27 protein-coding genes are annotated in these 25,948 nt (G+C 39.6%); 17 read left to right on the top strand and 10 right to left on the bottom strand.

Going from position 1 to position 25,948, the window contains the following annotated elements; translation table 11 throughout:
* Window positions 1–49: 49 nt before the first annotated feature.
* On the bottom strand, window positions 50–667 hold the full coding sequence (locus AB3217_RS10450; RefSeq protein ID WP_068804764.1) for a LysE/ArgO family amino acid transporter: 618 nt from the start codon (window positions 665–667) through the stop codon (window positions 50–52).
* Between the two features lie 199 nt (window positions 668–866).
* Between AB3217_RS10450 and rsmG the strand changes: the two genes are divergently transcribed.
* From rsmG to AB3217_RS10435, 3 genes are read left to right on the top strand one after another with little or no spacing between them, the layout of a single operon-like run.
* Window positions 867–1,619: a 16S rRNA (guanine(527)-N(7))-methyltransferase RsmG gene (gene rsmG, locus AB3217_RS10445; RefSeq protein WP_068804765.1), complete on the top strand. Its 753-nt coding sequence runs from the start codon at window positions 867–869 to the stop codon at window positions 1,617–1,619.
* Window positions 1,620–1,639: 20 nt separating this feature from the next.
* On the top strand, window positions 1,640–2,479 hold the full coding sequence (locus AB3217_RS10440) for a ParB/RepB/Spo0J family partition protein (RefSeq protein ID WP_260267238.1): 840 nt from the start codon (window positions 1,640–1,642) through the stop codon (window positions 2,477–2,479).
* An 11-nt stretch (window positions 2,480–2,490) separates the two neighbouring features.
* On the top strand, window positions 2,491–2,676 hold the full coding sequence (locus tag AB3217_RS10435) for a DUF951 domain-containing protein (RefSeq protein ID WP_068804770.1): 186 nt from the start codon (window positions 2,491–2,493) through the stop codon (window positions 2,674–2,676).
* Window positions 2,677–2,731: 55 nt separating this feature from the next.
* Here AB3217_RS10435 and AB3217_RS10430 read toward each other — a convergent pair whose 3' ends face one another.
* From AB3217_RS10430 to AB3217_RS10415, 4 genes are all read right to left on the bottom strand, one after another.
* A complete protein-coding gene (locus AB3217_RS10430; RefSeq protein ID WP_367366096.1) occupies window positions 2,732–3,754 on the bottom strand; it encodes a DUF916 and DUF3324 domain-containing protein in 1,023 nt (340 codons plus the stop codon).
* Between the two features lie 100 nt (window positions 3,755–3,854).
* Complete coding sequence (locus AB3217_RS10425) at window positions 3,855–4,277, bottom strand: WxL domain-containing protein (RefSeq protein WP_057784876.1); 423 nt, start codon at window positions 4,275–4,277, stop codon at window positions 3,855–3,857.
* Complete coding sequence (locus AB3217_RS10420; RefSeq protein ID WP_260274895.1) at window positions 4,274–4,408, bottom strand: hypothetical protein; 135 nt, start codon at window positions 4,406–4,408, stop codon at window positions 4,274–4,276. Before AB3217_RS10420 ends, AB3217_RS10425 begins: the two co-directional genes overlap by 4 nt.
* Window positions 4,409–4,536: 128 nt before the next feature.
* Complete coding sequence (locus tag AB3217_RS10415) at window positions 4,537–6,870, bottom strand: hypothetical protein (RefSeq protein ID WP_367366095.1); 2,334 nt, start codon at window positions 6,868–6,870, stop codon at window positions 4,537–4,539.
* Window positions 6,871–7,149: 279 nt separating this feature from the next.
* Between AB3217_RS10415 and ychF the strand changes: the two genes are divergently transcribed.
* The 3 genes from ychF (at window position 7,150) to AB3217_RS10400 (ending at window position 10,393) form a co-directional block, all read left to right on the top strand.
* The gene (gene ychF, locus AB3217_RS10410; protein ID WP_367366094.1) at window positions 7,150–8,256 is read left to right on the top strand and encodes a redox-regulated ATPase YchF; all 1,107 of its coding nucleotides are present in this window, start codon (window positions 7,150–7,152) and stop codon (window positions 8,254–8,256) included.
* 28 nt (window positions 8,257–8,284) lie between these two features.
* Window positions 8,285–8,986: a DUF1129 domain-containing protein gene (locus tag AB3217_RS10405; RefSeq protein WP_367366093.1), complete on the top strand. Its 702-nt coding sequence runs from the start codon at window positions 8,285–8,287 to the stop codon at window positions 8,984–8,986.
* A gap of 261 nt (window positions 8,987–9,247) precedes the next feature.
* On the top strand, window positions 9,248–10,393 hold the full coding sequence (locus tag AB3217_RS10400; protein WP_068804780.1) for an IMP dehydrogenase: 1,146 nt from the start codon (window positions 9,248–9,250) through the stop codon (window positions 10,391–10,393).
* Between the two features lie 667 nt (window positions 10,394–11,060).
* Here the strand turns inward: AB3217_RS10400 and AB3217_RS10395 are convergent.
* Window positions 11,061–11,324: a hypothetical protein gene (locus tag AB3217_RS10395; RefSeq protein ID WP_057784881.1), complete on the bottom strand. Its 264-nt coding sequence runs from the start codon at window positions 11,322–11,324 to the stop codon at window positions 11,061–11,063.
* Window positions 11,325–11,485: 161 nt separating this feature from the next.
* Here AB3217_RS10395 and AB3217_RS10390 point away from each other — a divergent pair, with 161 nt between their 5' ends.
* The 8 genes from AB3217_RS10390 (at window position 11,486) to AB3217_RS10355 (ending at window position 18,471) form a co-directional block, all read left to right on the top strand.
* Window positions 11,486–11,677 (top strand): hypothetical protein, encoded by a 192-nt coding sequence (locus AB3217_RS10390; protein WP_057784882.1) that lies wholly within the window; start codon window positions 11,486–11,488, stop codon window positions 11,675–11,677.
* Between the two features lie 221 nt (window positions 11,678–11,898).
* Window positions 11,899–12,588, top strand: coding sequence for a response regulator transcription factor (locus AB3217_RS10385; RefSeq protein ID WP_367365222.1), 690 nt, complete (start codon window positions 11,899–11,901; stop codon window positions 12,586–12,588).
* A gap of 75 nt (window positions 12,589–12,663) precedes the next feature.
* Window positions 12,664–13,806, top strand: coding sequence for a sensor histidine kinase (locus AB3217_RS10380; RefSeq protein WP_367366092.1), 1,143 nt, complete (start codon window positions 12,664–12,666; stop codon window positions 13,804–13,806).
* A 181-nt stretch (window positions 13,807–13,987) separates the two neighbouring features.
* Window positions 13,988–15,271, top strand: coding sequence for a serine hydrolase (locus AB3217_RS10375; RefSeq protein WP_068804980.1), 1,284 nt, complete (start codon window positions 13,988–13,990; stop codon window positions 15,269–15,271).
* A 13-nt stretch (window positions 15,272–15,284) separates the two neighbouring features.
* The gene (locus tag AB3217_RS10370) at window positions 15,285–15,797 is read left to right on the top strand and encodes a GNAT family N-acetyltransferase (protein ID WP_068804983.1); all 513 of its coding nucleotides are present in this window, start codon (window positions 15,285–15,287) and stop codon (window positions 15,795–15,797) included.
* A 147-nt stretch (window positions 15,798–15,944) separates the two neighbouring features.
* Window positions 15,945–16,721 (top strand): AzlC family ABC transporter permease, encoded by a 777-nt coding sequence (locus AB3217_RS10365; RefSeq protein ID WP_057785029.1) that lies wholly within the window; start codon window positions 15,945–15,947, stop codon window positions 16,719–16,721.
* A gap of 27 nt (window positions 16,722–16,748) precedes the next feature.
* Complete coding sequence (locus AB3217_RS10360; protein ID WP_057785030.1) at window positions 16,749–17,081, top strand: AzlD domain-containing protein; 333 nt, start codon at window positions 16,749–16,751, stop codon at window positions 17,079–17,081.
* Between the two features lie 151 nt (window positions 17,082–17,232).
* A complete protein-coding gene (locus AB3217_RS10355) occupies window positions 17,233–18,471 on the top strand; it encodes an ISL3-like element IS1165 family transposase (RefSeq protein WP_057873206.1) in 1,239 nt (412 codons plus the stop codon).
* A 382-nt stretch (window positions 18,472–18,853) separates the two neighbouring features.
* On the opposite strand, the gene AB3217_RS10350 is transcribed toward AB3217_RS10355, so the two are convergent.
* A complete protein-coding gene (locus AB3217_RS10350; protein ID WP_068804990.1) occupies window positions 18,854–20,032 on the bottom strand; it encodes a cyclopropane-fatty-acyl-phospholipid synthase family protein in 1,179 nt (392 codons plus the stop codon).
* A 181-nt stretch (window positions 20,033–20,213) separates the two neighbouring features.
* Here AB3217_RS10350 and AB3217_RS10345 point away from each other — a divergent pair, with 181 nt between their 5' ends.
* Both AB3217_RS10345 and AB3217_RS10340 read left to right on the top strand, forming a co-directional pair.
* Window positions 20,214–21,140 carry a hypothetical protein gene (locus AB3217_RS10345; protein ID WP_057784026.1) on the top strand — a complete coding sequence of 309 codons (927 nt, stop codon included), beginning with the start codon at window positions 20,214–20,216 and terminating at the stop codon, window positions 21,138–21,140.
* 112 nt (window positions 21,141–21,252) lie between these two features.
* On the top strand, window positions 21,253–21,942 hold the full coding sequence (locus AB3217_RS10340) for a 2,3-diphosphoglycerate-dependent phosphoglycerate mutase (RefSeq protein ID WP_057784028.1): 690 nt from the start codon (window positions 21,253–21,255) through the stop codon (window positions 21,940–21,942).
* A 121-nt stretch (window positions 21,943–22,063) separates the two neighbouring features.
* Here AB3217_RS10340 and AB3217_RS10335 read toward each other — a convergent pair whose 3' ends face one another.
* The gene (locus tag AB3217_RS10335; protein ID WP_367366091.1) at window positions 22,064–22,732 is read right to left on the bottom strand and encodes a hypothetical protein; all 669 of its coding nucleotides are present in this window, start codon (window positions 22,730–22,732) and stop codon (window positions 22,064–22,066) included.
* The gene (locus tag AB3217_RS10330) at window positions 22,732–23,061 is read right to left on the bottom strand and encodes a PadR family transcriptional regulator (protein ID WP_057784032.1); all 330 of its coding nucleotides are present in this window, start codon (window positions 23,059–23,061) and stop codon (window positions 22,732–22,734) included. The genes AB3217_RS10335 and AB3217_RS10330 overlap by 1 nt, the downstream gene beginning before the upstream one ends.
* Before the next feature lie 328 nt (window positions 23,062–23,389).
* On the opposite strand from AB3217_RS10330, the gene AB3217_RS10325 reads away from it, so the two are divergent.
* Window positions 23,390–24,772 carry an amino acid permease gene (locus tag AB3217_RS10325; RefSeq protein ID WP_057784034.1) on the top strand — a complete coding sequence of 461 codons (1,383 nt, stop codon included), beginning with the start codon at window positions 23,390–23,392 and terminating at the stop codon, window positions 24,770–24,772.
* 372 nt (window positions 24,773–25,144) lie between these two features.
* Here AB3217_RS10325 and AB3217_RS10320 read toward each other — a convergent pair whose 3' ends face one another.
* Window positions 25,145–25,942, bottom strand: a complete 798-nt coding sequence (locus tag AB3217_RS10320) for a Cof-type HAD-IIB family hydrolase (protein ID WP_367366090.1) — start codon at window positions 25,940–25,942, stop codon at window positions 25,145–25,147.
* Between the last annotated feature and the right edge of the window lie 6 nt (window positions 25,943–25,948).

The raw sequence follows: 25,948 nt of genomic DNA, 5'->3' as shown, positions 1-25,948 counted from the left end.
TTTGAATAGTAAACGAAAGGCTCTCAAATTTTTTGAGGGCCTTTTGTAATCAAAGCTTTTGAAAAAATGTCACCAGCAATTTAATACCATACACAATGATAATAATGCCGCAAATTCGATTTAATAGTACTAAAAAGCGCGGCTGAAAACGATCCTTTAAAGCCGAAGTAATGGTGGTTAAACTTAAAAACCAGATAACGGAAGCCATTGCGACGCCTAAGATGAAATAGTTTTGCACATTAGATGCTAACGAAACCCGGAAGGCGCCAAGTAACATGGTGCCATCTAATATAGCCTGTGGATTTAACCAAGCCACACTAAAGGCAGAAACGACTGCACTTTTGTAGCTAAACTGGCCGCTATGATTATGATGACTGGCACTTTGACTGTGTGATAGCAACAACGTAATACCAATGTACATTACAATAATACTCCCAATTGCAAGTACGACTAGCTCAAGCCAGGAATACAGTTCAAGCAGCTTGCCAATGCCATAAAAGCATGACACCGCAAGTGAAATATCAAAGAAAGTTACAATTAACGCCACCCTTAGCGCTCTGCGACGGGGCTGGGCTAAAGCGGTGTTGATCATATATAAATTTTGTAACCCAATTGGTGCGATATACGCGACACCAAATAATAACCCTTGAAGCCATGTATTTAACATTCGAGTTGTCCTTAATTTCTTAATTTTGACTAGCAGTTAAATTTTACCATGCTCAAATCGCTTTGGTTTGGAAAACTTGCCTCAAAAACTGATATAATAGGAATTCGCCGCGTCAATTGATTAGTAAGTTATCTTGTTCCGGCATTAAAAATCGTTTATAATGATGTGGAACACTTTTTGTTTCACAATGGAGGATTATATGAACCCAGAAGCATTTAAACAAGCCCTCGCTGCCCAAGGCATTAATTTATCTGATAAACAGATGCAGCAATTTAATACATATTATAAATATTTAGTCATGATTAATGAACATGTCAACTTAACGGCAATTACCGATGAGGAAGATGTTTATTTGAAGCATTTCTATGACTCTTTGCTACCTGGAATTCAAAATCCAGCGGTGTTTCAGCAACCAATCACTTTGTGTGATGTGGGTGCTGGCGCTGGATTTCCATCAATCCCTTTGAAAATTGTTTTTCCGCAGTTAAAGGTGACAATTGTGGATTCGTTAAACAAGCGGATCACTTTCCTTCACAACTTGATTCAAAAACTGGAGTTAAGTGACGTCACCTTGTGTCACGATCGAGCTGAAACCTTTGCCGCTCCCAAACTAGCTTATCGTGAATCCTTTGATTTAGTCACGGCCCGGGCGGTTGCTCGCTTATCTGTTTTGACGGAATTGTGTTTGCCACTGGTTAAGATTGGCGGTCAAATGCTGGCATTAAAGGCAAGTCATACAGAAGATGAAGTGGAAGATGCTGACAAAGCAATTCAAATTCTGGGTGGTAAATTAATTAAAGACGAACAACTAAGTTTGCCAGTTTCCGGTGATGAACGCCATTTGGTTTGGATTGAAAAAGTGACAAAAACGCCAAAAAAATATCCCCGAAAACCGGGAACACCTAACCGAGAACCAATTGTGAGTACGAAAAAAGGAAGTCGTAAAGAATGACAAGCAAAGCTAAAACTTCAATGGGTGCTGAAAAACTTTTGCGTGATGAAGATTCCAAACAAGTTGTTGAAATCAATTTAAGTCACATTCATCCGAATCCGTATCAGCCACGCCATAACTTTGATGCCAAAGCCTTGCGTGAACTTGCCAATTCTATTCAAGAATCTGGTGTGTTTCAGCCAATTATCGTACGTCAACAAGCGGCTGCCAAGGATTACTATGAATTAATAGCAGGTGAACGACGTTTTCGAGCTGCTAAAATGGCTGGATTGCACACTATTCCTGCTTTGATCAGCCAATTAAGCGATGCAGAGACAATGGAAGCGGCCGTAATTGAAAACCTCCAGCGTGAAGATTTGACACCGCTTGAAGAAGCTCAAGCCTATGATTCTTTAATGGCAAAATTGAATTTTACGCAAGCACAAGTTTCTGAAAAACTAGGTAAAAGTCGTCCTTACATCGCAAATTATCTGCGTCTGTTACGTTTACCACAAACAATAAAAAATATGTTGCAGGCTGGCGAACTTTCGATGGGTCAGGCACGAACCTTGCTTGCTTTGAAGAATCGGCATAAACTGATCCCACTGGCGAAACGTGTGGTCAGTGAACATTTGACCGTTCGGCAATTAGAAAACTTAGTTAACCGCTTGAACGCACAAATGCCTAAAAAAGGAAAACCAGTTTTACCCGTTCGCAAGGAATCACCCTATGTGCGGGCGATTGAAGAACAACTGCAAGAAAGATTCGGTACTAAAGCAGTTTTGGATCAGAAAGAAAAAGGCGGAAAAATCGAAATTAATTATGTTTCTAATGACGATTTAAACCGCATTTTGAATTTACTGAATATTTCATTAGATTAGGGGTAAGTGAAATGTACGACTTAAATGACATTGTAGAAATGAAAAAGCCGCACGCTTGTCAAGCTAACGAATGGAAAATCATTCGGATGGGCATGGATATCAAGATTAAATGCATGAACTGCGGTCATATCGTGATGCTGTCGCGCCGTGATTTTGAACGTAAACTGAAAAAAGTTTTAAAAAAAGCAAAAGCCTAGCTAAAAGGATCTGTAATCGTATGATAACAACGATTACAGATCCTTTTTTTGAAATTTATTTTTTCTGTTTTGAAGAACGGCGGCCAAACCAAAAGGCGGTAAGTAACAATAGAAGAACTAACAGAATTGCTAAGATATACCAGATAAAGTAACTCTTTTTAACCCGGGCATGCCGATTGGCAGTTTTTGCCTGTGCTTTGGTGATGACAAAATTACGACTAAAGGTCCATTTTTGCGAACCGCTACGTGCGACTAGGTGTAGGTGATAAGTACCAGCTTTGAGAGCAATATGGTTGGTGGTAATCGCATAATTGAAATTTGAATTTGCCGCCATGGTTAAGTTGCTGGTATTTGTCTTAAACAGCGTCTTCCCATTTTGCGAAACCTGACTCTTAATTTTTAACTTTTTGGTCAAAGTCGCATGCGTATTATTAATTTTAACCTTCACAGCTGGGCTAAATGTGTCATTTTGATCGGTTCCAGCACTGATAGTTCCTAAAGTTAGTTTTTGCAGCACCGTTGTTTTGGTATCTTCATGAATGGTGACGCCTAAAGCCATCGCAAAACGATTTTTGATGCTAAAACCCTTTTTGTTTGTGACAGTCGAACCACTTGTTTGGGGATTGAGAAAGTAAATCGCACCATCTAATACACCTTTAAACGACGTTGCCGGCATCTTAACCGGAAAAGTAACGACCCTTTGACTCTTGGCTGGCACGGCTATTTTTTGTTGACCACCCATCAGTGTTTGTAACTGATAAGGAGCCGTACTTTTGCTGCCTAATTTTTGCAGGTCATAAGCAACTGAACCGCTATCTGTGGTGTATCCCGTGTTGGGAGATGCAATCAAGTTAAGCGTTTTGGTGGTTGTGTTGGTTATCTTAACTTTGACTTGAGCAGTTTGATTAGGCTTAAGTTTTAGATCAAAGTAAGAGACCGACGAATCATTTTGTTGCTTGCTGGCAATGGGAGTGATCGTAAATCCGGCACCGGCAGCATGAACGGAATGAGGCGCGGCAAGTGATATAAGGCCAAGGATCCCAATTGCCAAAATAGTTTTTATAAGTTTTCGAAACATCATTTTCTCCTTTGCAAATAAAAAAGAGTAAGTGACGTTAACTTATGAAAGTTATCGGTCGTGATTACTCTTCAACTGAATTATATAAATAGGTGAACGATTATTTGGCAGAAGCAGCCGTGTTGGTCATGGTCCAAGTGATATCAGAAGTGTAAGTTCCACCATCTACAGCAGAATTAGCTTCTGTGACTAATTTCGTATCAGTACTTACAGTTGCGGATGCGGCACCGGTTCCGTTTGTTGCAGCATCAACATTGTTCCAAACCTCGCTAGCAGCACCGTTAATTGTGCCAGCGGCCTTTGTGTCAGTAGCTAAATTAATTGATCCAGCAACTTTACTGTTACCACTAGTGAAATCGGATAAACTAGCTTCTAAAGTCCATTCGGGATTTGAAGTGCCTCGATAATCAGAAACAGTAAGCTTATTATTGCTACCGCTTTGATAATTCAAGGTAGTTCCTGTAGTCAGATCCTTCACACTAGTTGAACCGAAGTTGAAATCTGGAACACTATCGATACTCAAACTACCAGCGCTATAAATTCTCCCACAGAACTTGTGCCAGTACTATCAGCTTGAACTGAAGTGGTACTTAAACCTAATGCAAAACTAATTCCTAATACACTTAATACAGTAATTAATTGATTCTTTTTCATAATATTGTGAACTCCCTATTCTCGGCCTGATTAGCCGTCCGTTTTTGAGTGGCTAATTACACATTATACGGGGTCTAAATGGCAAATACAATGAAAATTACTAATTTTTTGTAAGTATTTTCATTTTTCTAGGAAGCTAAGTCATATTTCAACGTCCAATAGAGGGGAATTCCGTACTCCTTTCCAGATTGAACAGCACCACTGGCCAAAAGCTTTGAGACATTAAGCTTTAATTGAAAGTTGGTGGAAGACGTTGCTAATAATGCGTTATCCGCCAACTGCTGCAATAGTGGTTGGTTAATATCGAAAGCATTGCCATTGGCAGTGTAGCTTACCAGTTTAGGTTGATCAAACAGATTCAACCCATTTACAGGAAACTTGGCGGCCAGAGCGTCGTTGTACTGCACACTAAGCGTATAGGGAACACGCCAATCATTTTGAATTGTGATATTTTGTGAGTCGCTTGATGAACTGTAGACATCGGGATCGTCTGAACTAGGTGTCAGCTGAAATGTATTTGGAATATCAGCAGTTAATTTTCCGGTTTCTGTCAAATTAATGGTGGTGTGCTGATAAGCAGATAAATCAGAATCTGCAGTGATTGCTTGACCCGAGTCGTCAGTTTTCGGTGCCACCACGATTTCAATTTGATTTTGGCGTTGCAAACTGCCACCAATCGTCGACAGAGTGGGGAGATCACTGGCACTCCCAGATTGCATTGACTCAGCAGATAGTTTCTGTTGATAACCGGATAAACTGGTTAAGTTGTTTACCTTAAAGTTACTGTTACTATTTGTGTTCACCCCACTAGCGTTCAGTTTTTTCCAGGATGTCGCGGTTTTGTCATTGTTAAGACGATAGAATAACTGATAGTTTTTATTTCTAGTGACCACAGTTCCTGTCAAGCCAACTGATTTAGTCGGATCTGTTACCGTAATTTCCTTTTTGTTGGCCGAGTCACCGGTTGATCCAGCTGTGATGGCCTTATCAGTTAAAGCATTAGTTGTGACCAAATTCAGATTTTTAATATAAGGATTTACAGAATGTAAATCAGAGAAAACATTTCCGGAGATGTTATTGACGTCAAACGTTCCGGCAATTAAACGCGAAGCTGGCATGTCATGAGCAATTGTAATATTTTTTCCTGATAGAATACTGCCATATAGTGTCCGACTTCCTGAATTTAACGACACGCTCGCATTTGGAAGCAGCATTGCCCCACATAATTGGCTGTCATCAGCGGTATTGCCAAATTTAAGGGTGTCTGTGCCGCTGGTTGTCGCGTTGGGGAAATTATTTAAAACGTGACTTGAAAATAACTGACTTTGTTGGGTACCGTTACCAGAGTTGGCAGGTTCTTCATCTGAATCTGTTCCGGCATAGGCTTTCATTTTAAAAGATCCTTGCCAGTTACTGAAGGGACTCTGCGTTGTGACATTATCCCAGTTAATAAAAATGTAAGGCGCATAGGTATACGAATCATACGATGAATCACCAGCTTGAACTGAAGTTGTTGCGGTGTTCATATTATGAATTTTAATAGTTAAATTTAAGTTCTTGTCAGTTGCGTTATCAGCATTAATCCCGACCATAATCACTGGTGGTGTTTTGTAGTTATCATCAGAACTGTAGTCATCCGGCAAAGTGACATCGATCGTTAAATTAGTGTAGTTTTGGTATTCAGGGGTGGTTTGCGTAACCTTTACGGCATTTACCTGATCGTTTGCAACAACTTTGTCTTCGTTTTTGTTATCGTCTGAATCCGGTTGTGTTAGTTGATCATAATATTGAGAAATTTTATTAAACTGAATGGCGGCCGCATCAAAGTAATTAGAGGCATCCGTGGCATCCGGATCAAGCGCTTTTCCACTCACAGAAGCAAGGGTAGAACCATTCGTGCCAGAAAAATCGGAAGTGTCGCCAACGTTTTTGTCCATATTTAAAATATCTAATAACGAAGCGTGGTTAGTTTTGTCAGTATCTGTGTAATCTTTGGCTTCAGCACGCAAATTATTAATGACAACTGAATTTTTTGATGAAACGACGGGCGCTGACATTGAAGCTCGTTGACGTGTGTTCGGGTCCAGCATGTGACGCATATAGTTGCCATAAGTGGTGCTAGAATCAACTTTATTGGCCGTAAACAATGGTGTTCCAGAAATGGTTCCTGAAACATCACTTGTGATTTGCCCCCACTGTGTACTGCTGGTTCGCGTATTCCAACTATCTGTACTGGATTCAAGACTATTGGCGGCATAACGTCCCTCTAAATTTGAAGTGTTATTCGCGTCGATTGTCATGGTTCCAGCGGCAAACGCGTTAAAGTACGATCCCACACCTAAAATTTCGTTGTTGGGAAATGGCTTTGAAGTTGTCGTGTCTGCTGCGTTAATTGTTGGTGGTAGGCAGAAGCCAACAATTGCAACAGTGGCCAGCACGAAGAATAGTTTAATTTTTTGCATAATTTCCCCTGAAGTTGGTTTAAAAAATGTATAAATTCTTATTTTTTTAACCGAGTTGCTTATAGTTTAGCACTGGGCAGATAAAATACGAAAAAAACTTTCCTTGTTAACACAGAAAAATTAGAATTTGGCACCTATTAATATTATTTTTTGGAATGGCGTTAAATTTACCAATAAATCTAGGTTTTTGAATACTGCCCCTGTCCCTAGCTGCCCTTTTTTGTTACTATATTACATGTATACACTTAAATTAAAATTATTAAAGAAAGCGTGTGAAAAATGTCATTAACAGCAGGAATTGTTGGTTTACCTAACGTTGGAAAATCAACTTTGTTTAATGCAATTACTAAGGCCGGTGCGGAAATGGCGAATTATCCATTCGCAACGATCGATCCTAACGTAGGGATGGTTGAAGTTCCAGATGCAAGATTAGCTAGAATTCAAGAAATTGTTCCAGCTAAAAAAATTGTGCCAACTACTTTTGAATTTACTGATATTGCTGGAATCGTTAAGGGTGCCAGCAAGGGTGAAGGGTTAGGAAACAAGTTCCTTGAAAACATTCGCCAAGTTGATGCCATTGTGCATGTTGTTCGTGCGTTTGATGATGACAACATCACAACTGTTTCTGGTAAAGTAGATCCAATTGAAGATATTCAAACCATTAATTTGGAGTTGAGTATTGCGGATCTGGACGCTGTTAATAAACGTTTGGGCAAAGTGCAACGGGCGGCTAAAAGCCGTGATAAGGATGCTTTGGCTGAATTGGCAGTTCTTGAAAAAATCAAGCCGGTTTTGGAAAGTGGTAAAGCTGTACGTTCAATTGATTTTGATGAAGATGAAATGAAAATTGTGCGTGGCTTCTTCCTATTAACTTCCAAACCTGTTTTGTATGTTGCAAACATTGCCGAAGATGATATGGCCGATCCTGAAAACTCAAAGTACTACAAAACAATCAAGGATTATGTGGCTGAAGATGATCCTGAAGCTGAAGTTTTGGGAATTTCTGCTGAAACTGAAGAAGAAATTGCTGAATTAGAGGACGACGACAAAAAAGATTTCTTAGAAGCAGAAGGAATTGAGGAACCTGGTTTAAATCGTTTGATCCGCTCTTCATACAAGCTTTTAGGATTAGAAACCTTCTTTACAGCTGGTGGCCCTGAAACCCGTGCTTGGACATTCAAACGCGGTATGAAGGCACCCCAATGTGCCGGAATTATTCATTCTGATTTTGAGCGTGGTTTTATTCGTGCCGAAACAGTTTCATATGCTGATCTTGATAAGAATGGTAGCATGCAAGCTGTTCGTGAAGCTGGGAAACTTCGCTTGGAAGGTAAAGAGTATGTGGTTCAAGATGGCGATATTATTGAATTCCGATTCAATGTGTAAGTAATCGCAAAACAGAGGAGAGAATCAAATGAGTGAAGATAAGACAACGGAACGAAATGCGGGGAAGCAGGTTCATTCAGAACGAAAAGCCAAGCAGACCTACACAAAACGAAATGAAGATTTCATGTTTCGTTTAACAAAAGAACTGAATGAAAATGATAAATTATCTGAAGAGAAAAAAGAAGAGGCTTTGCAAGACACTAAGTTGCGCTTACTTGAAGGCCAGTTAAAAGGTGAAACGGCCAAACAGATCTATGGCACACCAACTGATCGTGTTAAAGAAATCATCGAAGGGCCTAAGAAGACACCCGTAGAAACTAAGTATTGGATGAAAGCTTTGGACAATGGTATGGTGTTCTTAATGATTTTTGCATTAATGTTTGGAATCATGATGATTTTCCAGCCTAAGTCAGTTACTTCGGAACCAGGACCAGCAGGAATCACCGCAATGCTTGCCATTTCAATTATTGGTGGGGCATGTGCGCCATTCTTAACGGACCGTTTGCAACCAACCTCCAAAAAGAAGGAACGTCAATCGATTTGGAAGACAATTGGAATGGCAACAGGGATGATTTTGGTATGGATGGTAGCCTACATGCTATTCTCATCATTGCCACAAAGTTTGAATCCAATTTTGCCATTTGAAGCTTATTTGGTACTTGCGGCAGTCTTGTTTGTGGTCCGTATGTGGTTCAAACGCCGTTATCATGTGACTGGCGGATTTATGTAGAGTTTTGCTGAAAGCAAAATAGTCAATAAAAAACGAATAGGAGCCTGTCCGACTTAGTGCTTTAGCACTTAGCGAGGAACTACTCCACAGGAAGGATGATAATTAGCAAGATACGCTAATTATCTTGGATGTTTCGGGCGATGACCATTCTTGTGGCCGAAAGGCAGACCGCAAGAAACATGGCGGACATCCGTAGTGAGTATAGGATTTTGCTGAAAGCAAAATAGTCAATAAAAAACGAATAGGAGCGAGATCTTAATTATGTCTAACTGGGATACAAAATTTGTGAAAAAAGGTTTAACTTTCGATGATGTATTACTGATACCGGCAGAAAGCCACGTTTTACCTAATGAAACAGACTTATCAGTGCAATTAGCAGATAACATCAAGCTGAATGTTCCCATTATTAGCGCAGGGATGGACACAGTTACAGAGTCGGCAATGGCAATTGCAATGTCACGACAAGGCGGAATGGGCGTTATTCATAAGAATATGTCCATTGAAGATCAAGCAACTCAAGTTTTAGAAGTTAAAGCAGCTGGAAAAGCTGATGAAAAGAAATATTTACACGCGTCAAGTGATGAAGCTGGTCGGCCATTAGTTGCAGCTGCGGTTGGGGTTACGAGTGATACTTTTGATCGTGCCAATGCTTTGCTTCAAGCTGGTGCCGACGCTATTGTTATTGATACGGCTCATGGTCATTCCGCTGGGGTTTTGCGTAAAATTGCAGAAATCAGGGAACATTTTCCAGATGCAACGCTAATTGCTGGTAATGTGGCAACTGGTGAAGGCACGAAGGCACTTTTCGATGCTGGTGTTGATGTTGTTAAAGTTGGAATTGGACCTGGTTCAATCTGTACCACTCGTGTTGTTGCAGGCGTTGGGGTTCCTCAAATTACTGCGATTTATGATGCTGCAACGGTTGCGCGTGTTTATGGCAAACATATTATTGCTGATGGCGGAATTAAATATTCTGGCGATATTGTAAAAGCATTAGCTGCTGGCGGGAATGCTGTCATGCTGGGAAGTATGTTATCTGGTACAGATGAAACACCAGGCGAAGTAATTGAAGATAATGGTAAAAAGTATAAGAGCTACCGCGGAATGGGCAGTTTGAGTGCAATGTCGAACGGATCAGCGGATCGTTATTTTCAAGGCGGTGTGAATGAAGCTAACAAGCTTGTTCCGGAAGGTATTGAAGCGCGTGTGGAATATAAGGGATCGGTTGAGGATATTATTTTCCAAATGGTTGGTGGTTTGCGTTCAGGCATGGGATATGTTGGCGCACCAACGATTGAGGCTTTGACGGAGAATGCCCAATTTATCCAGATTACAAATGCGGGTTTGATCGAATCGCATCCACATGATGTGCAGATGACAAAGATGGCACCGAATTATAAAAAATAGTGAGCGGAATAAACCGGTAGTCTCTGTTCTTTAAACGGGGCGGAGGCGGGATTGTGTCCCGTCGTGAGCCTTGCTTAAAGAACAGAGACTGGTTTATGAAGCTGTCCTAAGAAGTAGTGAGTGAGACAAGTCGGTAAAGAGGCACAGATAAGTGTGACGGAGGTAGGATCGTAATCCTGCTGTGAGTCATGCTTATCTGTGCCTCTTTGACTTGTCGAGCTGTCCTAAAAGTAGTGAGCGGAACAAAACGGTAAAGGACTGAGAATAAGGGCGACGCAGACGGGATCGTAATCCCGTGGAAGTCGGACTTATTTTCAGTCCTTTGTTTTTTGAAGCTGTCCTAAAGTAGTGAGTGGATTGAAACGATAAGCTAGAAACAGATAAGAATGTCGATAGCGGGATGACTATCCCGCGGTAAGACGTGGTTATCTGTTTGTAGCTGTTTCAAGCAACTGTCCTAAAGTAGTGAGCGGATTGAAACGATAATCTACAAAGAGATAAGAATGTCGATAGCGGGATGACTATCCCGCGGTAAGACGTGCTTGTCTGTTTGTAGCTGTTTCAAGCAGCTGTCCTAACCCAAAAATGCAGAAACAAACTTTTATTCAAAATGAAAAAGAAGCCTATTAGGAGGTAAAACATCAACCTAATAAACTTCAATCTAGTTTCATTTTTTATAATCATGTTTGGCTAAATTATGATTCAGTGAAAGAAAAAACCAAATTATGAGTGTCAGGACTAGCCAACAGCCAATCGCTACAGCTAAGATAGATCCAAGTAATGTAGCCCGATTTGAGGATTGCACAAAATTGGTAATTAGCCCATTCAAGATTGGTCGATGTGTTAATAGATCAATTGGAATGGCCAAAACATCTAGTGCCAACATAATTCCAATAAATGATGCACTCTCAAGCATAGCTCTTTTTAACATAAATAACTCCCCCTTGAAAATTAGTGTAGCATACACCATTTGGGTTAAACAGCCAAGGTTTATAACAAAATAGGGAATATGATATACTTTTCCTGGAAATGACGGCGTTGGATTCATTTTATTAAAAAACGTTCAAAAAATGCGTAAAGGAGCACTAAACAATGACTTGGCTAACAATATATATAATAGTGATGGGACTGGTTGCCCTGTATGTCTGCTTCAATTTAGTGCGTGCTATTAGACGAAATGGTTTCTTTAATCTCATAGTTTTGATCTGGTTTCTAGTCTTAATTGTGGTTGTGATCGCGACCGTGGGGATTGTGTCGATTATGACGTTAACGATCCGACCATAAGTTGTTTGAGAACCTAAGTTGATTTCATTTTTTTGAAATTTGAATGATTATCTAATTTTGCTGCCACGAACGGTTTCGTATCAAGCAACAAGATAAGTTTTTGTAGTTTCAACCTTTTATGATTATTCTTAACATTACATAAAACCTTGGCTTATATAATTTCTTGTTGATCTATTTTTTGCTACACTAAAGGAAATTGCATTTTAAGGAGATTTCGCATAATGAAAATTTTGGTCGTTGATGATGATAAAGAAATTGTTGAACTCCTCGATATTTATATTAAAAATGAAGGTTATGAGCCAGTTTCTGCGTTTAATGGAAAAGAAGCACTTACCAAGCTGCATACAGATCCAGAAATTGGACTAATGATTTTGGATGTTATGATGCCTGAAATGAGTGGAATTGAGGTCGTCCGTGAAGTTCGGCGTGATTCTCAATTACCCATTCTGATTTTGTCTGCCAAAACAGAAGATATGGATAAAATTAAGGGATTGCTGACCGGTGCGGATGATTATGTCACCAAACCGTTTAATCCATTGGAGGTTATGGCGCGGGTTAAATCACTCTTGCGTCGTAGCCAAAATGATTTGAAACAGGACAAACCGGAAGCTTTGGACATTGGCCCATTAACAATAAATAGTGATTCTCATGAGGTGAAAACTTTAACAGGTAAATCAGTTCAGTTAACTGCACTAGAGTTTGGTATTTTATACCTTTTGGCAAGTCACCCTAATCGTGTTTTTTCAGCAGATGATATTTTTGAACGGGTTTGGCAGCAGGAGAGTATTATTTCTGCAAAAACCGTTATGGTTCACGTGAGCCATTTACGTGACAAAATTGAAGAAGCAACTGGTGGCGAAAAGGTTATTGAAACGGTTTGGGGCGTCGGTTATAAAATTGAGTCTCACTAGAGTGAGTTTGTGAGGTCATTTTGATTAGTCGCTTTAGCGATGTAGTGAGAATGGACATCGAAACGAGGAAAAGTTTTGAAATTAACTGCACGGGAAAAAAGTGAATTATTAGGCGAAGGAATTGTCACCGTTATTTTGTTGCTCCTTTTGAACCTATCAATCTTGGTTTTGGCCACTGAAATTATTCGAAGTAATCCTGGATTGGAAAGTGGTATTTTTCAAATCAAGGAGTCAATTACGATTGGCCCCAATAATTATCGGGTTTGGAGTTACCAAAACTTCTTTATTTTCTTCATGGCAATTGTAGATGTTTGGGTTGTTTATTGGCGTTTAATGCGGCGATATAAACAAATACAGTTGCGCCATATTATTGGCGAACTACACTATATTGCCGATGGCCATTTTGATCATCGTATTCCATTTACACTGAAAGGTGATCACCAACGCGTTGTTGATAGTGTAAATGCCTTAGTTGATTCGGTCATTGAATCAATGAATGAAGAACGAAAAATTGAACAGTCAAAAGATGAGTTAATCACAAATGTGAGCCATGATTTAAGGACGCCACTAACCTCCATTATCGGCTATTTGGGATTGATCGAAAACCAGCAGTACAAGAATGAAGATGACGTGTTAAAGTACACCCATACAGCATTCTTAAAGGCTGAGCAGATGAAATCTTTGGTTGAAGATCTTTTTGAATATACCAAAGTGCGTCAAGCTTCGACTAAAATGACATTTAACCAAATTTCAGTTGAACCGATGTTGGAGCAGTTAGCTGCTAGTTTTGAATTGGAAGCTGAAAAAAAGGGTATGGAAATTGATGCCAAAGCCACACCCAAAAACATTAAAATTGAAGGCGATTCAGAAAAGCTAGGGAGATTGTTTAACAATTTAATTTTGAATGCTTTGAAGTACGCTAAGGGTGGTAAACATATCAATTTGGAAGCCACACAAAAAGGCGATCAAATTATCTTTAAGGTGTCCAATGATGGCGAACAGATTCCAGAAAAATCGCTAAAGCACTTATTTGAGCGTTTTTACAGAGTGGAGTCGTCACGATCAAAGGCAACGGGCGGTACCGGATTGGGCCTGGCAATTGCGCAGAGCATTGTGGAATTGCATCACGGAAAGATTAGTGTGACATCTAGTGAGAAATTAACTAGTTTTAAGGTGGAATTGCCGGTGACACAAAAAAGTACTAAGGATGCAAATTAATAAGTTTCTATAATTCAGGAAAAACGAAAACCATTCGCGTAAAATTGGTTTCCAAACAAATTATATTTTTGCTTTGGCTAGCTGGTTTGCGATTGGATTTTCGCTTTTTTTGTGAAAAATAAAAAAGGTTTACGCAAAGTGCGTATTTTGTTATATTCTTGTTATAAAAGGTGGCAAATTAATGTTAAAAAAATGGCAACAAAAACTAGCAATTATTTTCAGTACAATTTTAATGCTGAGTACATTAGCAATGGCACCAATACAGGCCCAAGCAGCCACTGTTTCAGTTTCAGCCAAGTCAGGAATAGCAGTTGATGCCAAAACAGGACAGATTTTGTATGCTAAAAATAGCTCAAAGGCCCTTCCGATTGCGTCAATGTCAAAAATGCTGTCAATTTATCTTGTCTTAAAAAGTATTCATGAAGGTAAATTAAAGTGGAATCAACGGGTTCATATTAATGCCAATATTGAAAAAATTAGTAAAGATACTGAACTGACTAATGTCCCATTGAGTACATCCCGTACTTACACCGTGCGCGATCTTTACAAAGCGTCATTAATTTATTCAGCGAATGCGGCCGTAATGGCGCTGGGGATTGCCCAAGCCGGATCGTCAAAAGCATTCGTTAATGAGATGCGGGCACAAGCCAAAAAATGGGGAATCACAGACGCTAAACTTTATAATGCATCTGGGCTGACAGAAAGTGAAGTTGGTAAAGAAGCGTATCCAAATACAGCTAAAAACGATGAAAATGAAATGTCGGCAAAAGATGTGGCGATTGTGGCATCAAATTTGTTAAAGGATTACCCAGAAGTTCTTAAAACCACGAAACAAACAAGTGCTTGGTTTGCCAAGGGAACCACTGATGCAGTGAAGATGACCACCCATAACTACTTATTACCGCATATGGCGGATTATCTAAAAGGATATAATGTGGATGGGCTTAAATCGGGAACTTCAACTAAAGCGATGGCCTGTTTTACCGGGACCGTCAAAAAGAATGGGCATCGGATTATTACAGTTGTCATGGGATCAAGCTCGAAAAACGAAGGAAATGCTCGTTTTACAGACACCCAAACGATTATGAAAGATGTCTATAACAACTTCAAACCGGTCAGTTATAAAAAAGGGACGGCCTTAAAGCAAGCATCGACTTTTAAAGTCCCGGAAGGCAAAACGACCACCGTCAAGGCTGGATTACAACAACCGACAACTGTTTGGATTGCTAAAAACCAATCAACTAAAACGATTAGTTTTCGTAGCAAACAAGCTGAAAGCAAAGCAGGACTATCTGCGCCAGTGAAAAAAGGACAAAAAGTTGGTAAGGCAACTGTCAAGGTAGCTAATCAAAAAGTGAACTATCTCCAAAGCTCCGATGCTGAGTTACAGTTGACTACCAAAAAATCTGTTGAAAAAGCCAATGTGTTAGTTCGTTTCTGGCGATCTATCGTCAGTGTCTTTTAAGAAGGTCTAGCTAATGAATGAAATTCAATTTAAAGTGGCGACAAAAGCAGATTTACCTTTTATCGTGGCTATTTACAATCAAACTATTCCGAGTCATGTAGTGACAGCATCCCTCGTACCAGTGACGGTCGAACAACGCTTGCCGTGGCTTGAAGCCCATAAATCAACTGAACATCCCATTTGGGTAGTTTGGCTAAATGGCAAGCGTGCGGGGTGGGTAAGCTTGTCACCCTATCACCCGCGGGCTGCATACCATATTACGTCAGAAATTAGCATTTATATCGACCGTCAATTTCAGCATTTAGGTCTGGGAACCAAAATGGTGAAATATGCTGAACTTGCTGCTCCAAAACTGGGAATTAAGAACATTGTTTGTTTAATATTTGGGGCAAATTTACCAAGTTTAGGGCTGTTTGAAAAACTGGGTTATGAAACCTGGGGAACTTTGCCAAAGGTTGCAGAGTTGGATGGCCGTTTAATGGATTTGAAAATTCTCGGAAAAAGCATTCAGCTAGTTTCAAACTAGTTTCATTTAATAGCTTTCGATTTAGCCTGAAAGTCTTAAAAAGGCACTATTCAATATACTTTGAAAATGTTAAAATGATTTCGCAGTGTTTTCTATGAATTTCAGTATTGATGATCCAACTTTAAAGATCCGTTGGAGGAAAGAATTGTGAAACAACTTGAAAATGGACCACAATGGCGGGTAACTCTCAAAGAGGCTTGGCCGTTGTGCCTTAGTTACACACCAATTGGACTGGCCTGTGGGATCCTCTTACATGCGGCTGGATTTAATACGATTTTAACTGGGCTGGTTTCTATTTTTGTATTCTCGGGTGGTGCTCAGTTTATGATCGCCCAAATGCTTACAACAACAGCTCCAATTCTGACAATTATTTTGATGCTTTTTTTCCTGGAATTACGTTATGCGTTGCTGGGATCTAGTTTAGCTAGTTATTTAAAAGGTCAAAATCATCGCTTTTTATTTTTATTTGCTGTTTCAATGAATGATGAAAACTATGCCATTAATTATTTAAAGTTTGTGACTGATCGTAACTGGACACCAAAAGATGCCCTTCAGGTAGAACATTGGTCTTTGTTAGTATGGACCGTGTCTAATATCATTGGCAGTTTAATTGGGAGTGCTGTTCAGATTAATTTGACGGTTGTTAATTTTGCATTGACAGCGTTGTTCTTGTATATGATTGTGATGCAAATTAAAACCCGCTTGATTTTATTGATCTCAGTTGTTGCTGGGGTTTTGGCAGCCTTTTTTATGTTGTTGACAAAGAGTACTCTCGGTTTGGTTATTTCTACTTTAGTGGCATCATTCTTAGGGTTTATGATTGAAGGATATGTATCTAAACGTTGGCCTAATAGTCATTTGTTGTATAAAATTCATGATCCATCAGGGCAACCAGAAGTCGATAAGGAAGATATCGAAATCTAATTCAGACGAATTTCGGGAGATTGTAATATGCATTATAGTGTAACTGACCACTTGCTAATCGTTATTTTAGGTTTTTTTGTGGCGTTTGGTCCTCGATATATACCGATTTTATTCTTTTCAAATCGAAAAATACCAGACTGGTTTAATGACTGGATGAAATACGTTCCGGTCTCTTTGTTTACGGCAATTGTTGTGAAAGATATTTTTATTTCGGGATCCTATCATTTCATTTCTTCTGGGAACTTAGACTTGATTCTGGCTTCGATTATTGTCATTATTATTTCTTACTGGACGCGATCGATGGCTATTTCGGTAGTTTTTGGCTTAATTGCCGTGATGTTATTATCCATGTTAATTTAAATCTAAAAAAGAATGGGTCTAGAATTTTTGGTGTTGGAAAGTATTTCCATGCCAAAAGTACTAGGCCCTTTTTGATAACAAAAAAGGCATCTAAGCCTCCCTAGTGCTATGCTTTAAGCGACGAAACTCAAGATAAGCGGGGTAGGAATAGATGTCTCAACTAGATAATACACTTAAATTACTGGGAATTACAGACACAAACATTCAGGTGTTCGGTACTCGTGAGGAATTTCATGGTCGGGGCTCGGGTCGCAAAAAGTATTTGGTCATCCAGGCAGAGCTTACCTACACACTCAGGCGCTGTCCCAGCTGTGGATACAATACGTTGCACCCTAACGGACACAAGCTCACTCATGTCCACATTGCAGGACCCATGGACCGGCCCGTAATTCTAGAGCTAAACAAGCAACGCTGGCGTTGTAGTAACTGCCATAGCACTTGTACGGCCACCACTCCAGTGGTATCAACCAACCACGCCATCGGTCACGGACTAGCGACTCATGTGCTGAAGCTAGCCAGTAAATCACTCCCGGCTAAGACTATCGCCAGTCTCACCGGTATTTCGACAAACTCAGTTCAGCGTATTTTGACGGCTAATATTCATCCACACGCGAGCCGCCGGTTACCGATTAATCTATGCTTTGATGAATTCCGTTCCACGCACGGCTCCATGTCGTTTATTTGCATTGACGCCGACACTCACAAATCAGTTAAAGTACTTAGCGACCGCCTTAATAGAACCATCAAACAGTTCTTTCTTAGTCAGTACAGCACCGCAGAACGGGCCGCGGTTCAACGCGTCATCATGGACATGAACGCCTCCTATCAGGCATTTGTGCACGAACTATTCCCTAACGCCGAACTCATTATTGATCGGTTCCACATTATTCAATTAATGGGCCGGACGATGGATACCATTCGCACTCAATGTTTAAAGCAACTCGACAAGCATTCGCGGGAATATAAAGTACTGAAATCACTATGGCGCCTATTCCACAAGGCCAACCCTGACGCACAAAAGAGCCGCTACCTCTTCGGCCTGAATGAGTACTCGACCGAACAGAACGCTATTGATATTGGAACCGATACGTTTCCGGCCTTCAAAACAGCTTATGAAACCTACATCGATCTCCACGATGCTTTGATGGGGCGTCACGCTGATGAACTCAAGAATATCATCACTAACTATCAGCCTAACGGCACGCCCCTAGATACGGCCATGCATACCCTACGAAAGAATCTTAATGGAGTAATTAACGCCGCCAAATCGTCCTACTCTAACGGACCGATAGAGGGCATCAACCGTAAGATCAAGGAGCTCAAACGTGCTTGTTATGGCTTCTCCAATCAGGCCAATATGTTCACACGCGTCTACCAGTTGATTGCCTAGATTATCTACCACAATAACGTCACGATGGTAGGCTTATTTGTTATGCCTTCAAGTACGATATTCAGACAACACACCAGATTAAACGCCGCAACTAATAAAACAACAAAAAAGATCTCTCACACGAGGAGATCTCCAAAGGATAGAAACTATCCTTCAACACCATTTGACAAACTTCCAAAAGAATCAGACTAGTGCAAGGGGTTGTTGTAATAATCTCTCTTGAGTTAAGCTGGTTCTTTTTGTTTTGTTCCATTTTGTTTCGCTCACTATAACTATGACAGGTTCACAAGTCAGCCTTTAGAAGATAAGCAAGATTCCAACGGGATTGCGATCCCGCCTCCATCTCACTTATCTTCTAAAAGCTACCGACTTGTTCCGCTCACTACTTATACATATACGCTCTTGTCATTGGCAACACATTGCTGCTTGCTCCTGCACCCTTTGTTAACAAATACTGGATCACATCAATGTTACCTGATTCGAATGATGCCGAACAAGCTTGTAAGTACAAATCCCACATTCTCACAAACCGTTCGTCAAACATCTTTACAATTTCATCACGATGTTCGTTGAAATTCTTATCCCAAATTTCTGTTGTCTTTTGATAATGACGACGCAATGGCTCCATATCATCAATTTGCATGTCATTTTCAATAATATGGTGAATGTTTTCTTCCAAACCTGGCACATAGCCACCTGGGAAAATCCATTTGTTCAACCAACCATTGTTCGCACCACCCTGCTGGCGCGTGATTCCGTGAATCAAAGCGACGCCATCTTTTTTCAAGTAATCAGAAACACACTTGAAGTAAGTCTGTAGGTTTTCTTTACCAACATGCTCAAACATGCCAACACTGGTGATGTAGTCAAACTGCTCATCTTTAATTTCACGATAGTCTTGTAAACGGACCTCAGCCACGTTTTCCAATCCTTCATCCTTAATACGCTGGTTAACTAAATTAAATTGTTCCTGAGAAAGAGTTACACCAACAACCCGCAAGTCATATTCCTTTGCAGCAGTTAGCATCAAAGTTCCCCAGCCACAACCAATGTCCAATAAAGTACGACGAGGTTGTGGATTCAACTTATTCAAAATATGGTGAACTTTGTTAACTTGCGCTGTTTCAAGATCGTCCGTATCTTTCTCGAAATAGGCACAAGAATAAGTCATTGTTGGATCTAACCATAGCTTATAAAAATCATTTCCAATATCATAATGATCTTGAACATCCGATTTGCTTTCCTTTTCGTCATGCTTTTGTTTAGGAAGAAAATGGATAAACTTTTTATTGTGGAAGAAACTGCCAGCTGTTTCGTATGCAGACGTCAATAAAGCCTGAATACTACCGTCAATTTCAATTTTGCCATCCATATAAGCCTCACCAAGTGCAATAGAGGCATTGTTGATGATTTGCTTAACAGGTACAGCTTCGTTCAAAGTAATGGTGACTTCTGGTGTGCCATCACCGTATACCTCAGAACTGCCATCCCAGTAGTTTACTTTGAGGGGAATATTGAAGGAGTGCTTAAAAAACGTTTTGTAAAATTTTTTCTCTAACATCGATTAGAATCCTTTCTCTTATGAATAACAAGATTAAATAAGATTATTATACGCTCCCTAGATTGATTTTTCGAATTTTAAGAATAATGTCAAACGGAAAATCAATTTTAAAGTAGATAACATGCTATAATTATTTTATATATTGGCTTTGTAGGGATCAGTAGAATTGGGGGCGGCTCGTTTGAGAAAATGGACATGGGTAATCGTCACATTTATTGTGATTTTAATGGTGGGGGGCTATGCTTTCTCACGACACCAATCAATTGAAAAACAGTACCACGTAGATATGGAAAACGCAGCGGCTGCAATTAATGACGAAAACTATTCAGCAGCTGAAACGTATTTTCAGGCAGCTTTGACGCGGAGAAATAATGATTCAGTAGCGACACATCGATTGCGACAAACTAAGGTATTTGTCACGGCAATGTCGCAATTAGAAAATCATCGTTTCTCAACATCCAAAAAAACATTTGCACAAGTTTATAAAATTCATCATGGGTCAAAAGTCCTGAACTTGCGTGCTCATGAAAAAATTACTGAAATCGGTAAGGTTCAAAAGAACATTACTAAATACAATAAAGTTACAAAATATGCGCGTGAGTTGAACGAGGCCCAAGAGTTCAGTTTGTCGAATGTGCAGTTAGATAGCTTGTTTAACACAAAAGAATTTAAGAAGGGTTACTATACGTCGCTGTGGAAGACGGCTAAGCAGATTCAAAAGAGCAATAAGACTGGCTTGTCGCAGGCTGTAATGCCAGGATCAACTTCAAGTTCGGCACAAAGTCCTTCCAGTAATAACAGTTCAGCAGATAACACTACGACGGGAGCTACATCTGGTTCTAGTAATAGCAACGGTGTTTCCTCGTTACCAGCACCTAACCTGAGTTCTTCGGAAAAACAGGCTGCTGATAACTATTCTGGCAGTAACGAATATACGGTTACCAAAAAAGATACAGAATTAAACGGCAAAGTGATTACACAGGCGCAAATTAATGCGGCTCGTCAAGAACTTGGCACGAAGTCAAACCAATTCAGTGATCAGGATATTCGAAATATCATTAAAGAAGCGGCCCAAAAGGGCATTTCAGTTAGTGAAGCTGCCCAGTAAACTCGTCAAAAGGTTTAATATTTTCAAACGTTTGAATTGAGACTGCAAATTATTCTGTTTTAGTGTAAAATGGCTATTGTAAACTTAAAAAAGAAAGAGGTTTTCTCACATTATGGCAAAATTAGTATTAATCCGTCATGGTCAAAGTGAATGGAACTTGTCTAACCAATTTACTGGCTGGGTCGATGTTGACTTAAGCGAAAAGGGTGTTGAACAAGCAAAGAACGCTGGTAAGTTAATCAAAGCACAAGGCATTGAATTCGACTATGCTTTCACTTCAGTATTAACTCGTGCAATCAAGACTTTGCACTATGCTTTGGAAGAATCCGACCAACTTTGGATTCCAGAAGTTAAGAGCTGGCGCTTAAACGAACGTCATTACGGTGCTTTACAAGGCCAAAACAAGGCTAAAGCAGCTGAAAAATGGGGCGACGAACAGGTTCATATCTGGCGTCGTTCATACGACGTATTGCCTCCATTGTTGGATGCAGACGCTGAAGGTTCAGCAGCAAAAGACCGTCGTTACGCTAACTTGGATCCACGCATGATTCCTGGTGGTGAAAATCTTAAAGTTACTTTGGAACGTGTTATTCCTTTCTGGGAAGACGAAATTGCTCCTAAGTTATTAGATGGCAAGAACGTTATCATTGCTGCACATGGTAACTCATTGCGTGCTTTAAGTAAGTATATCGAAAACATTTCAGACGAAGATATTATGAATCTTGAAATGGCAACTGGCGAACCAGTTGTTTACGACTTCAACGACAAACTTGAAGTTCAAAACAAACAAAAATTAGACTAATTTAGTCGTTTAATAGGCATTCTCCCTCAGGGGGTGGATGCCTATTTTTTATAAAAATAATTGACTAACTTATATGGCGTTCACTTCAAGGCAGAAAATGATTTCGGTTTTTTTATTAAGATTATTTTTTGTGTTTCTGTTTTGTTAATGTATAAAAGAAGTAACTAAGCGTTGCTATCAAAATGAATCCCTGTAAAAAAAAGTTCCATGGAGTTGGTAGCGTGATAGTGGGACCAATAATTAATAAGTTATTCACTAACAGAATCAAGCCAACACATAATAAGAAGAGGATAGCTATCGATATTTTAGGAAGAACGGATTGGAAAAAACTAGCAGATTTTGAATAAACTGACTTATGCAATATTTTGAGAATTAAACTGATTGTAATAAGTTCAAGAAATGGAGCCAGAATGAATGCCCATAGGTTTATGATAATTCCTGACGTAGTACTAGTGCTACTTAACAAAAGAAAAAACCAACTAATGGCAATGACTAGAGTACTCATTGACAATTGATCACGTAATTTTGGCTTAGGCAACTGTGCTAAGATTTCATTTGCCATACTTTGAGGATCGTTACCAAACAATTCAGTCGCATCTGAATTATCTTTTTCAGCATCAATTAGATCCTGTAACATGCTTAATAACTGTAAGTTAATTGTTTCGTCATTGTAAAAGATGTTTTGACTCAAAATATAGGTTTGTAACTTTTCAAAATATCTTGAATCAGATGAGTTAAGCTGTGTTTTTAGCTGATTAATCTCCTGCTGGTACTGATTTGCTTTTTTCATTATTCATCATCCATCTCTTTTAAAATTTTGTCGACATGATTTTTTAATTGAAACCACTGCTGATTAAATTCTCGAAATTCTTGTAGTCCTTGAGGTGTAATTGAATAGTATTTACGATCAGGCCCATCCTTTGAGGGTTTCACTTTGCTGATTAAGGCACCGTTTTTTTCGAGTTTTATCAATAAAGGATAAAGAGTACCACCAGCAATTGTTGTAAAGCCGTGTTGATGTAAAGATTGAATTAATTCGTAACCATAAACTTCATCTTGAGCAACAATTGCTAAAACACAGCCTTCTAACACACCTTTAATTAATTGTGTTTGCTTCATTTTTTCACTTCCATATAGGTTGCTTTACTACATAGATATAGTGTAGCAAAGTGAAACTAGGTTGTAAAGCAACTTAGTTCCTGGCTAAGCGGACCCTTTCATAGGTTATCATGTTGTTTATTTAACTCCGAAATTAGTAAGATTGAAAATGGTATAATTATTACAATTATAAAGGTTTATCGCAATTCAGCTAATTTTACGGACTTAACCATTGATAATTTTGTTAATGTATTATTTGTCTAGTTGCGGTAAATTATAAACAAGGAAAAACTAATTTGCACAGCGCCTAATTACATAAAAAGCAAATAACAACATATCTGGAGGAAAAATGAAACAAAAAGTAGAAAAGGCGCCAACATTGCGACGTTCAATGACCGCAAATCAAATGGAAATGATTTCTCTGGGTGGTGCAATTGGAGTGGGCCTCTTTATGGGGGCAACCTCTACAATTAAATGGACGGGTCCTTCTGTCATTTTTGCCTATATGTTTGTAGGGCTCATTCTCTACATTGTCATGCGCGCCCTTGGGGAAATGGTTTATGTCAATCCAGGGACCGGCTCCTTTGCCGATTATGCAACTGAGTATGTCCATCCACTTGCCGGTTACATGGCAAAATGGGCAAACGTTTTTGAATATATTGTGGTTGGGATGTCTGAGGTTGTCGCCGCAACCGAGTACTTAAAATATTGGTGGCCGCACACTAATTCATTTATTGCAGGAATTATTGTGATTTTATTCCTAGTTGCAGCCAATCTCACTAGTGCAAAGGCCTATGGGTCACTGGAATTTTGGTTTGCCATGATTAAAGTTGTGACAATTATTATGATGATTATATTGGGATTTGCCATTATCTTTCTTGGCTGGGGAAACGGTGGTCACCCAGTGGGGTTGAGTAACCTTTGGAGCCACGGCGGGTTCTTTACCGGTGGTTTTCGTGGATTTTTCTTCTCCATGTCGATTATTGTGGGTTCTTATCAAGGAATTGAACTACTTGGAATTTCAGCTGGTGAAGTGGCAAATCCTCAAAAAGCGATTGTGAAATCTGTGAAATCTGTGCTGCTCCGAATTTTAATCTTCTATGTTGGGGCAATTTTTGTAATTGTAACGATCTACCCATGGAATCAACTGAGTTCGATTGGTTCGCCATTCGTGTCGACCTTCGCCAAGGTTGGTATTACAACGGCGGCTTCTGTGATCAACTTTGTGGTTTTGACAGCGGCACTCTCGGGTGCCAATTCAGGGATTTATTCTTCGAGTCGGATGCTGTTTAAACTAGCTCATGAAGGGGATGCACCCAAGATCCTAGGTCGGTTGTCTAAACGAGTTGTACCTGATGCAGCCATTTTAGGAATCTCGGGTGGAATTTTACTTGGCTTTATCGTTGATACAGTGGCTTCAATCTACAGTAAATCTACTTCAAATTTATTTGTTGTGGTGTTCAGTTCTTCAGTGCTGCCGGGAATGGTACCATGGTTTGTGATTCTGTTGGCCGAACTACGCTTCCGCAAGGGCAATGCGAAACTTATGGAGACGCACCCCTTTAAACTTCCGCTTTATCCGTTTGCCAATTATTTTGCATTCATAATGTTGTTGGTTATTGTGGTGTTCATGTTTATCAATCCAGATACGCGAATATCAGTGATCGTTGGAGCAGTAGTTTTGATTCTGGCTGCGACGGTTTACTTGATCCGTCATCGCCAGAAAATCTAAATACTAAAAGACGGCTTTTAAGACCGTCTTTTTTTGTTAATTTTTTTCGATTCCCAGTTCAATGATCCCCGCCTTTTCCAATTTGAAGGTAGTATGAAATCATGGACACGATTCCATACTACCTTCACAAAGACTGCTTTTTTGTAATGATTGGATTGATTAGCGTGACTAGTAAGACTCCCATTTAAACCACAGCAATTCGTTTATTGACCTCAATCATATTATTATCTATACCGACACAATCTGCCTGATGGTCTTTGAGAAAGGGTCTTTGTGTTACAAATAATTAGTTCAATTATGGCTTTCTTCTCGTTTTTATAATCTTTTTCAAGTGATTTAGATTAGCAATGATGGGTTTAAACCAAGTTTTAATTAGTTTTGGGACTTTAATAATTGATCTAAGAAAACCAAAACGCCTTGTTTCTGATTATCCAATGTTTGGTCATCAGACACAGCCTTGACTGCCAGTTGCGCATTTTGCATAGCAACGCCTAATCCTACTTCACGGATCATTTCGAGATCATTACCACCATCTCCAAACGCACACATTTCAGAAAGGTCGATACCAAGAATACTGCCTAGTTCTTTTAAACCAGCCGCTTTGTTCATGCCGGGTTGAATGGGGTCGATATCGCCGTGACCACTGCTTGTTGGTTCAGCCAAGCCCGTTAAAAGGGTTTGGAGCTGTTTGACAATAGCGTCAGTTTTTTCTGGTGGACAACCAATCGCAAATTTTACAATATGATCATCGATTTTTGAGAAGTCATCTACTAAATCTAAATGATAATAAAATTGACGCATCTTAGTGATATAAGCTGGATCCTCACTGGCCAAAATATAAGCACTTTTTTGACCACACACTATAATTTTCAGGTTGGCAACCAAAGCGAGATCGTTTAAGATGTGAGTGACAATTGTTGGTGAAAATGAATGTAGCGCATAAATATTTTGTTGATCACGAATATAAGCGCCGTTTTCCGCCACATAAATTGTGTCGGGATAAGTTTTAAAAAAAGATTTCAGTTGAAAATACTGATTACCACTAGCGACGACAAACCGAATTTTACGTTGCTTGAATTGTTTCTGTAATGCCGCGAATTTGGATTCATCATAGCTCATATCATCTCGTAAAAAGGTGCCATCCATATCAACTGCAATTAGTTTAATCATATTAAT

The sequence above is a fragment of the Pediococcus parvulus genome, from assembly GCF_964063155.1.
GTDB classification, from domain to species: domain Bacteria; phylum Bacillota; class Bacilli; order Lactobacillales; family Lactobacillaceae; genus Pediococcus; species Pediococcus parvulus.
The sequence above is the reverse complement of the archived record's forward strand: the minus strand, read 5'-3'. Positions and strand labels throughout refer to the sequence as shown.

Excerpts from the sequence above, each read along its gene's own strand:
- rsmG (WP_068804765.1), top strand. The coding sequence starts at position 867 with ATGAACCCAGAAGCATTTAAACAAGCCCTCGCTGCCCAAGGCATTAAT.
- AB3217_RS10335 (WP_367366091.1), bottom strand. The coding sequence starts at position 22,732 with ATGAAAAAAGCAAATCAGTACCAGCAGGAGATTAATCAGCTAAAAACA.
- AB3217_RS10370 (WP_068804983.1), top strand. The coding sequence starts at position 15,285 with ATGAATGAAATTCAATTTAAAGTGGCGACAAAAGCAGATTTACCTTTT.
- AB3217_RS10385 (WP_367365222.1), top strand. The coding sequence starts at position 11,899 with ATGAAAATTTTGGTCGTTGATGATGATAAAGAAATTGTTGAACTCCTC.
- AB3217_RS10435 (WP_068804770.1), top strand. The coding sequence starts at position 2,491 with ATGTACGACTTAAATGACATTGTAGAAATGAAAAAGCCGCACGCTTGT.
- AB3217_RS10360 (WP_057785030.1), top strand. The coding sequence starts at position 16,749 with ATGCATTATAGTGTAACTGACCACTTGCTAATCGTTATTTTAGGTTTT.
- AB3217_RS10420 (WP_260274895.1), bottom strand. The coding sequence starts at position 4,408 with ATGAAAAAGAATCAATTAATTACTGTATTAAGTGTATTAGGAATTAGT.
- AB3217_RS10330 (WP_057784032.1), bottom strand. The coding sequence starts at position 23,061 with ATGAAGCAAACACAATTAATTAAAGGTGTGTTAGAAGGCTGTGTTTTA.
- AB3217_RS10355 (WP_057873206.1), top strand. The coding sequence starts at position 17,233 with ATGTCTCAACTAGATAATACACTTAAATTACTGGGAATTACAGACACA.
- ychF (WP_367366094.1), top strand. The coding sequence starts at position 7,150 with ATGTCATTAACAGCAGGAATTGTTGGTTTACCTAACGTTGGAAAATCA.
- AB3217_RS10325 (WP_057784034.1), top strand. The coding sequence starts at position 23,390 with ATGAAACAAAAAGTAGAAAAGGCGCCAACATTGCGACGTTCAATGACC.
- AB3217_RS10450 (WP_068804764.1), bottom strand. The coding sequence starts at position 667 with ATGTTAAATACATGGCTTCAAGGGTTATTATTTGGTGTCGCGTATATC.
- AB3217_RS10350 (WP_068804990.1), bottom strand. The coding sequence starts at position 20,032 with ATGTTAGAGAAAAAATTTTACAAAACGTTTTTTAAGCACTCCTTCAAT.
- AB3217_RS10440 (WP_260267238.1), top strand. The coding sequence starts at position 1,640 with ATGGGTGCTGAAAAACTTTTGCGTGATGAAGATTCCAAACAAGTTGTT.
- AB3217_RS10405 (WP_367366093.1), top strand. The coding sequence starts at position 8,285 with ATGAGTGAAGATAAGACAACGGAACGAAATGCGGGGAAGCAGGTTCAT.
- AB3217_RS10430 (WP_367366096.1), bottom strand. The coding sequence starts at position 3,754 with ATGTTTCGAAAACTTATAAAAACTATTTTGGCAATTGGGATCCTTGGC.
- AB3217_RS10375 (WP_068804980.1), top strand. The coding sequence starts at position 13,988 with ATGTTAAAAAAATGGCAACAAAAACTAGCAATTATTTTCAGTACAATT.
- AB3217_RS10340 (WP_057784028.1), top strand. The coding sequence starts at position 21,253 with ATGGCAAAATTAGTATTAATCCGTCATGGTCAAAGTGAATGGAACTTG.
- AB3217_RS10390 (WP_057784882.1), top strand. The coding sequence starts at position 11,486 with ATGACTTGGCTAACAATATATATAATAGTGATGGGACTGGTTGCCCTG.
- AB3217_RS10400 (WP_068804780.1), top strand. The coding sequence starts at position 9,248 with ATGTCTAACTGGGATACAAAATTTGTGAAAAAAGGTTTAACTTTCGAT.
- AB3217_RS10320 (WP_367366090.1), bottom strand. The coding sequence starts at position 25,942 with ATGATTAAACTAATTGCAGTTGATATGGATGGCACCTTTTTACGAGAT.
- AB3217_RS10395 (WP_057784881.1), bottom strand. The coding sequence starts at position 11,324 with ATGTTAAAAAGAGCTATGCTTGAGAGTGCATCATTTATTGGAATTATG.
- AB3217_RS10415 (WP_367366095.1), bottom strand. The coding sequence starts at position 6,870 with ATGCAAAAAATTAAACTATTCTTCGTGCTGGCCACTGTTGCAATTGTT.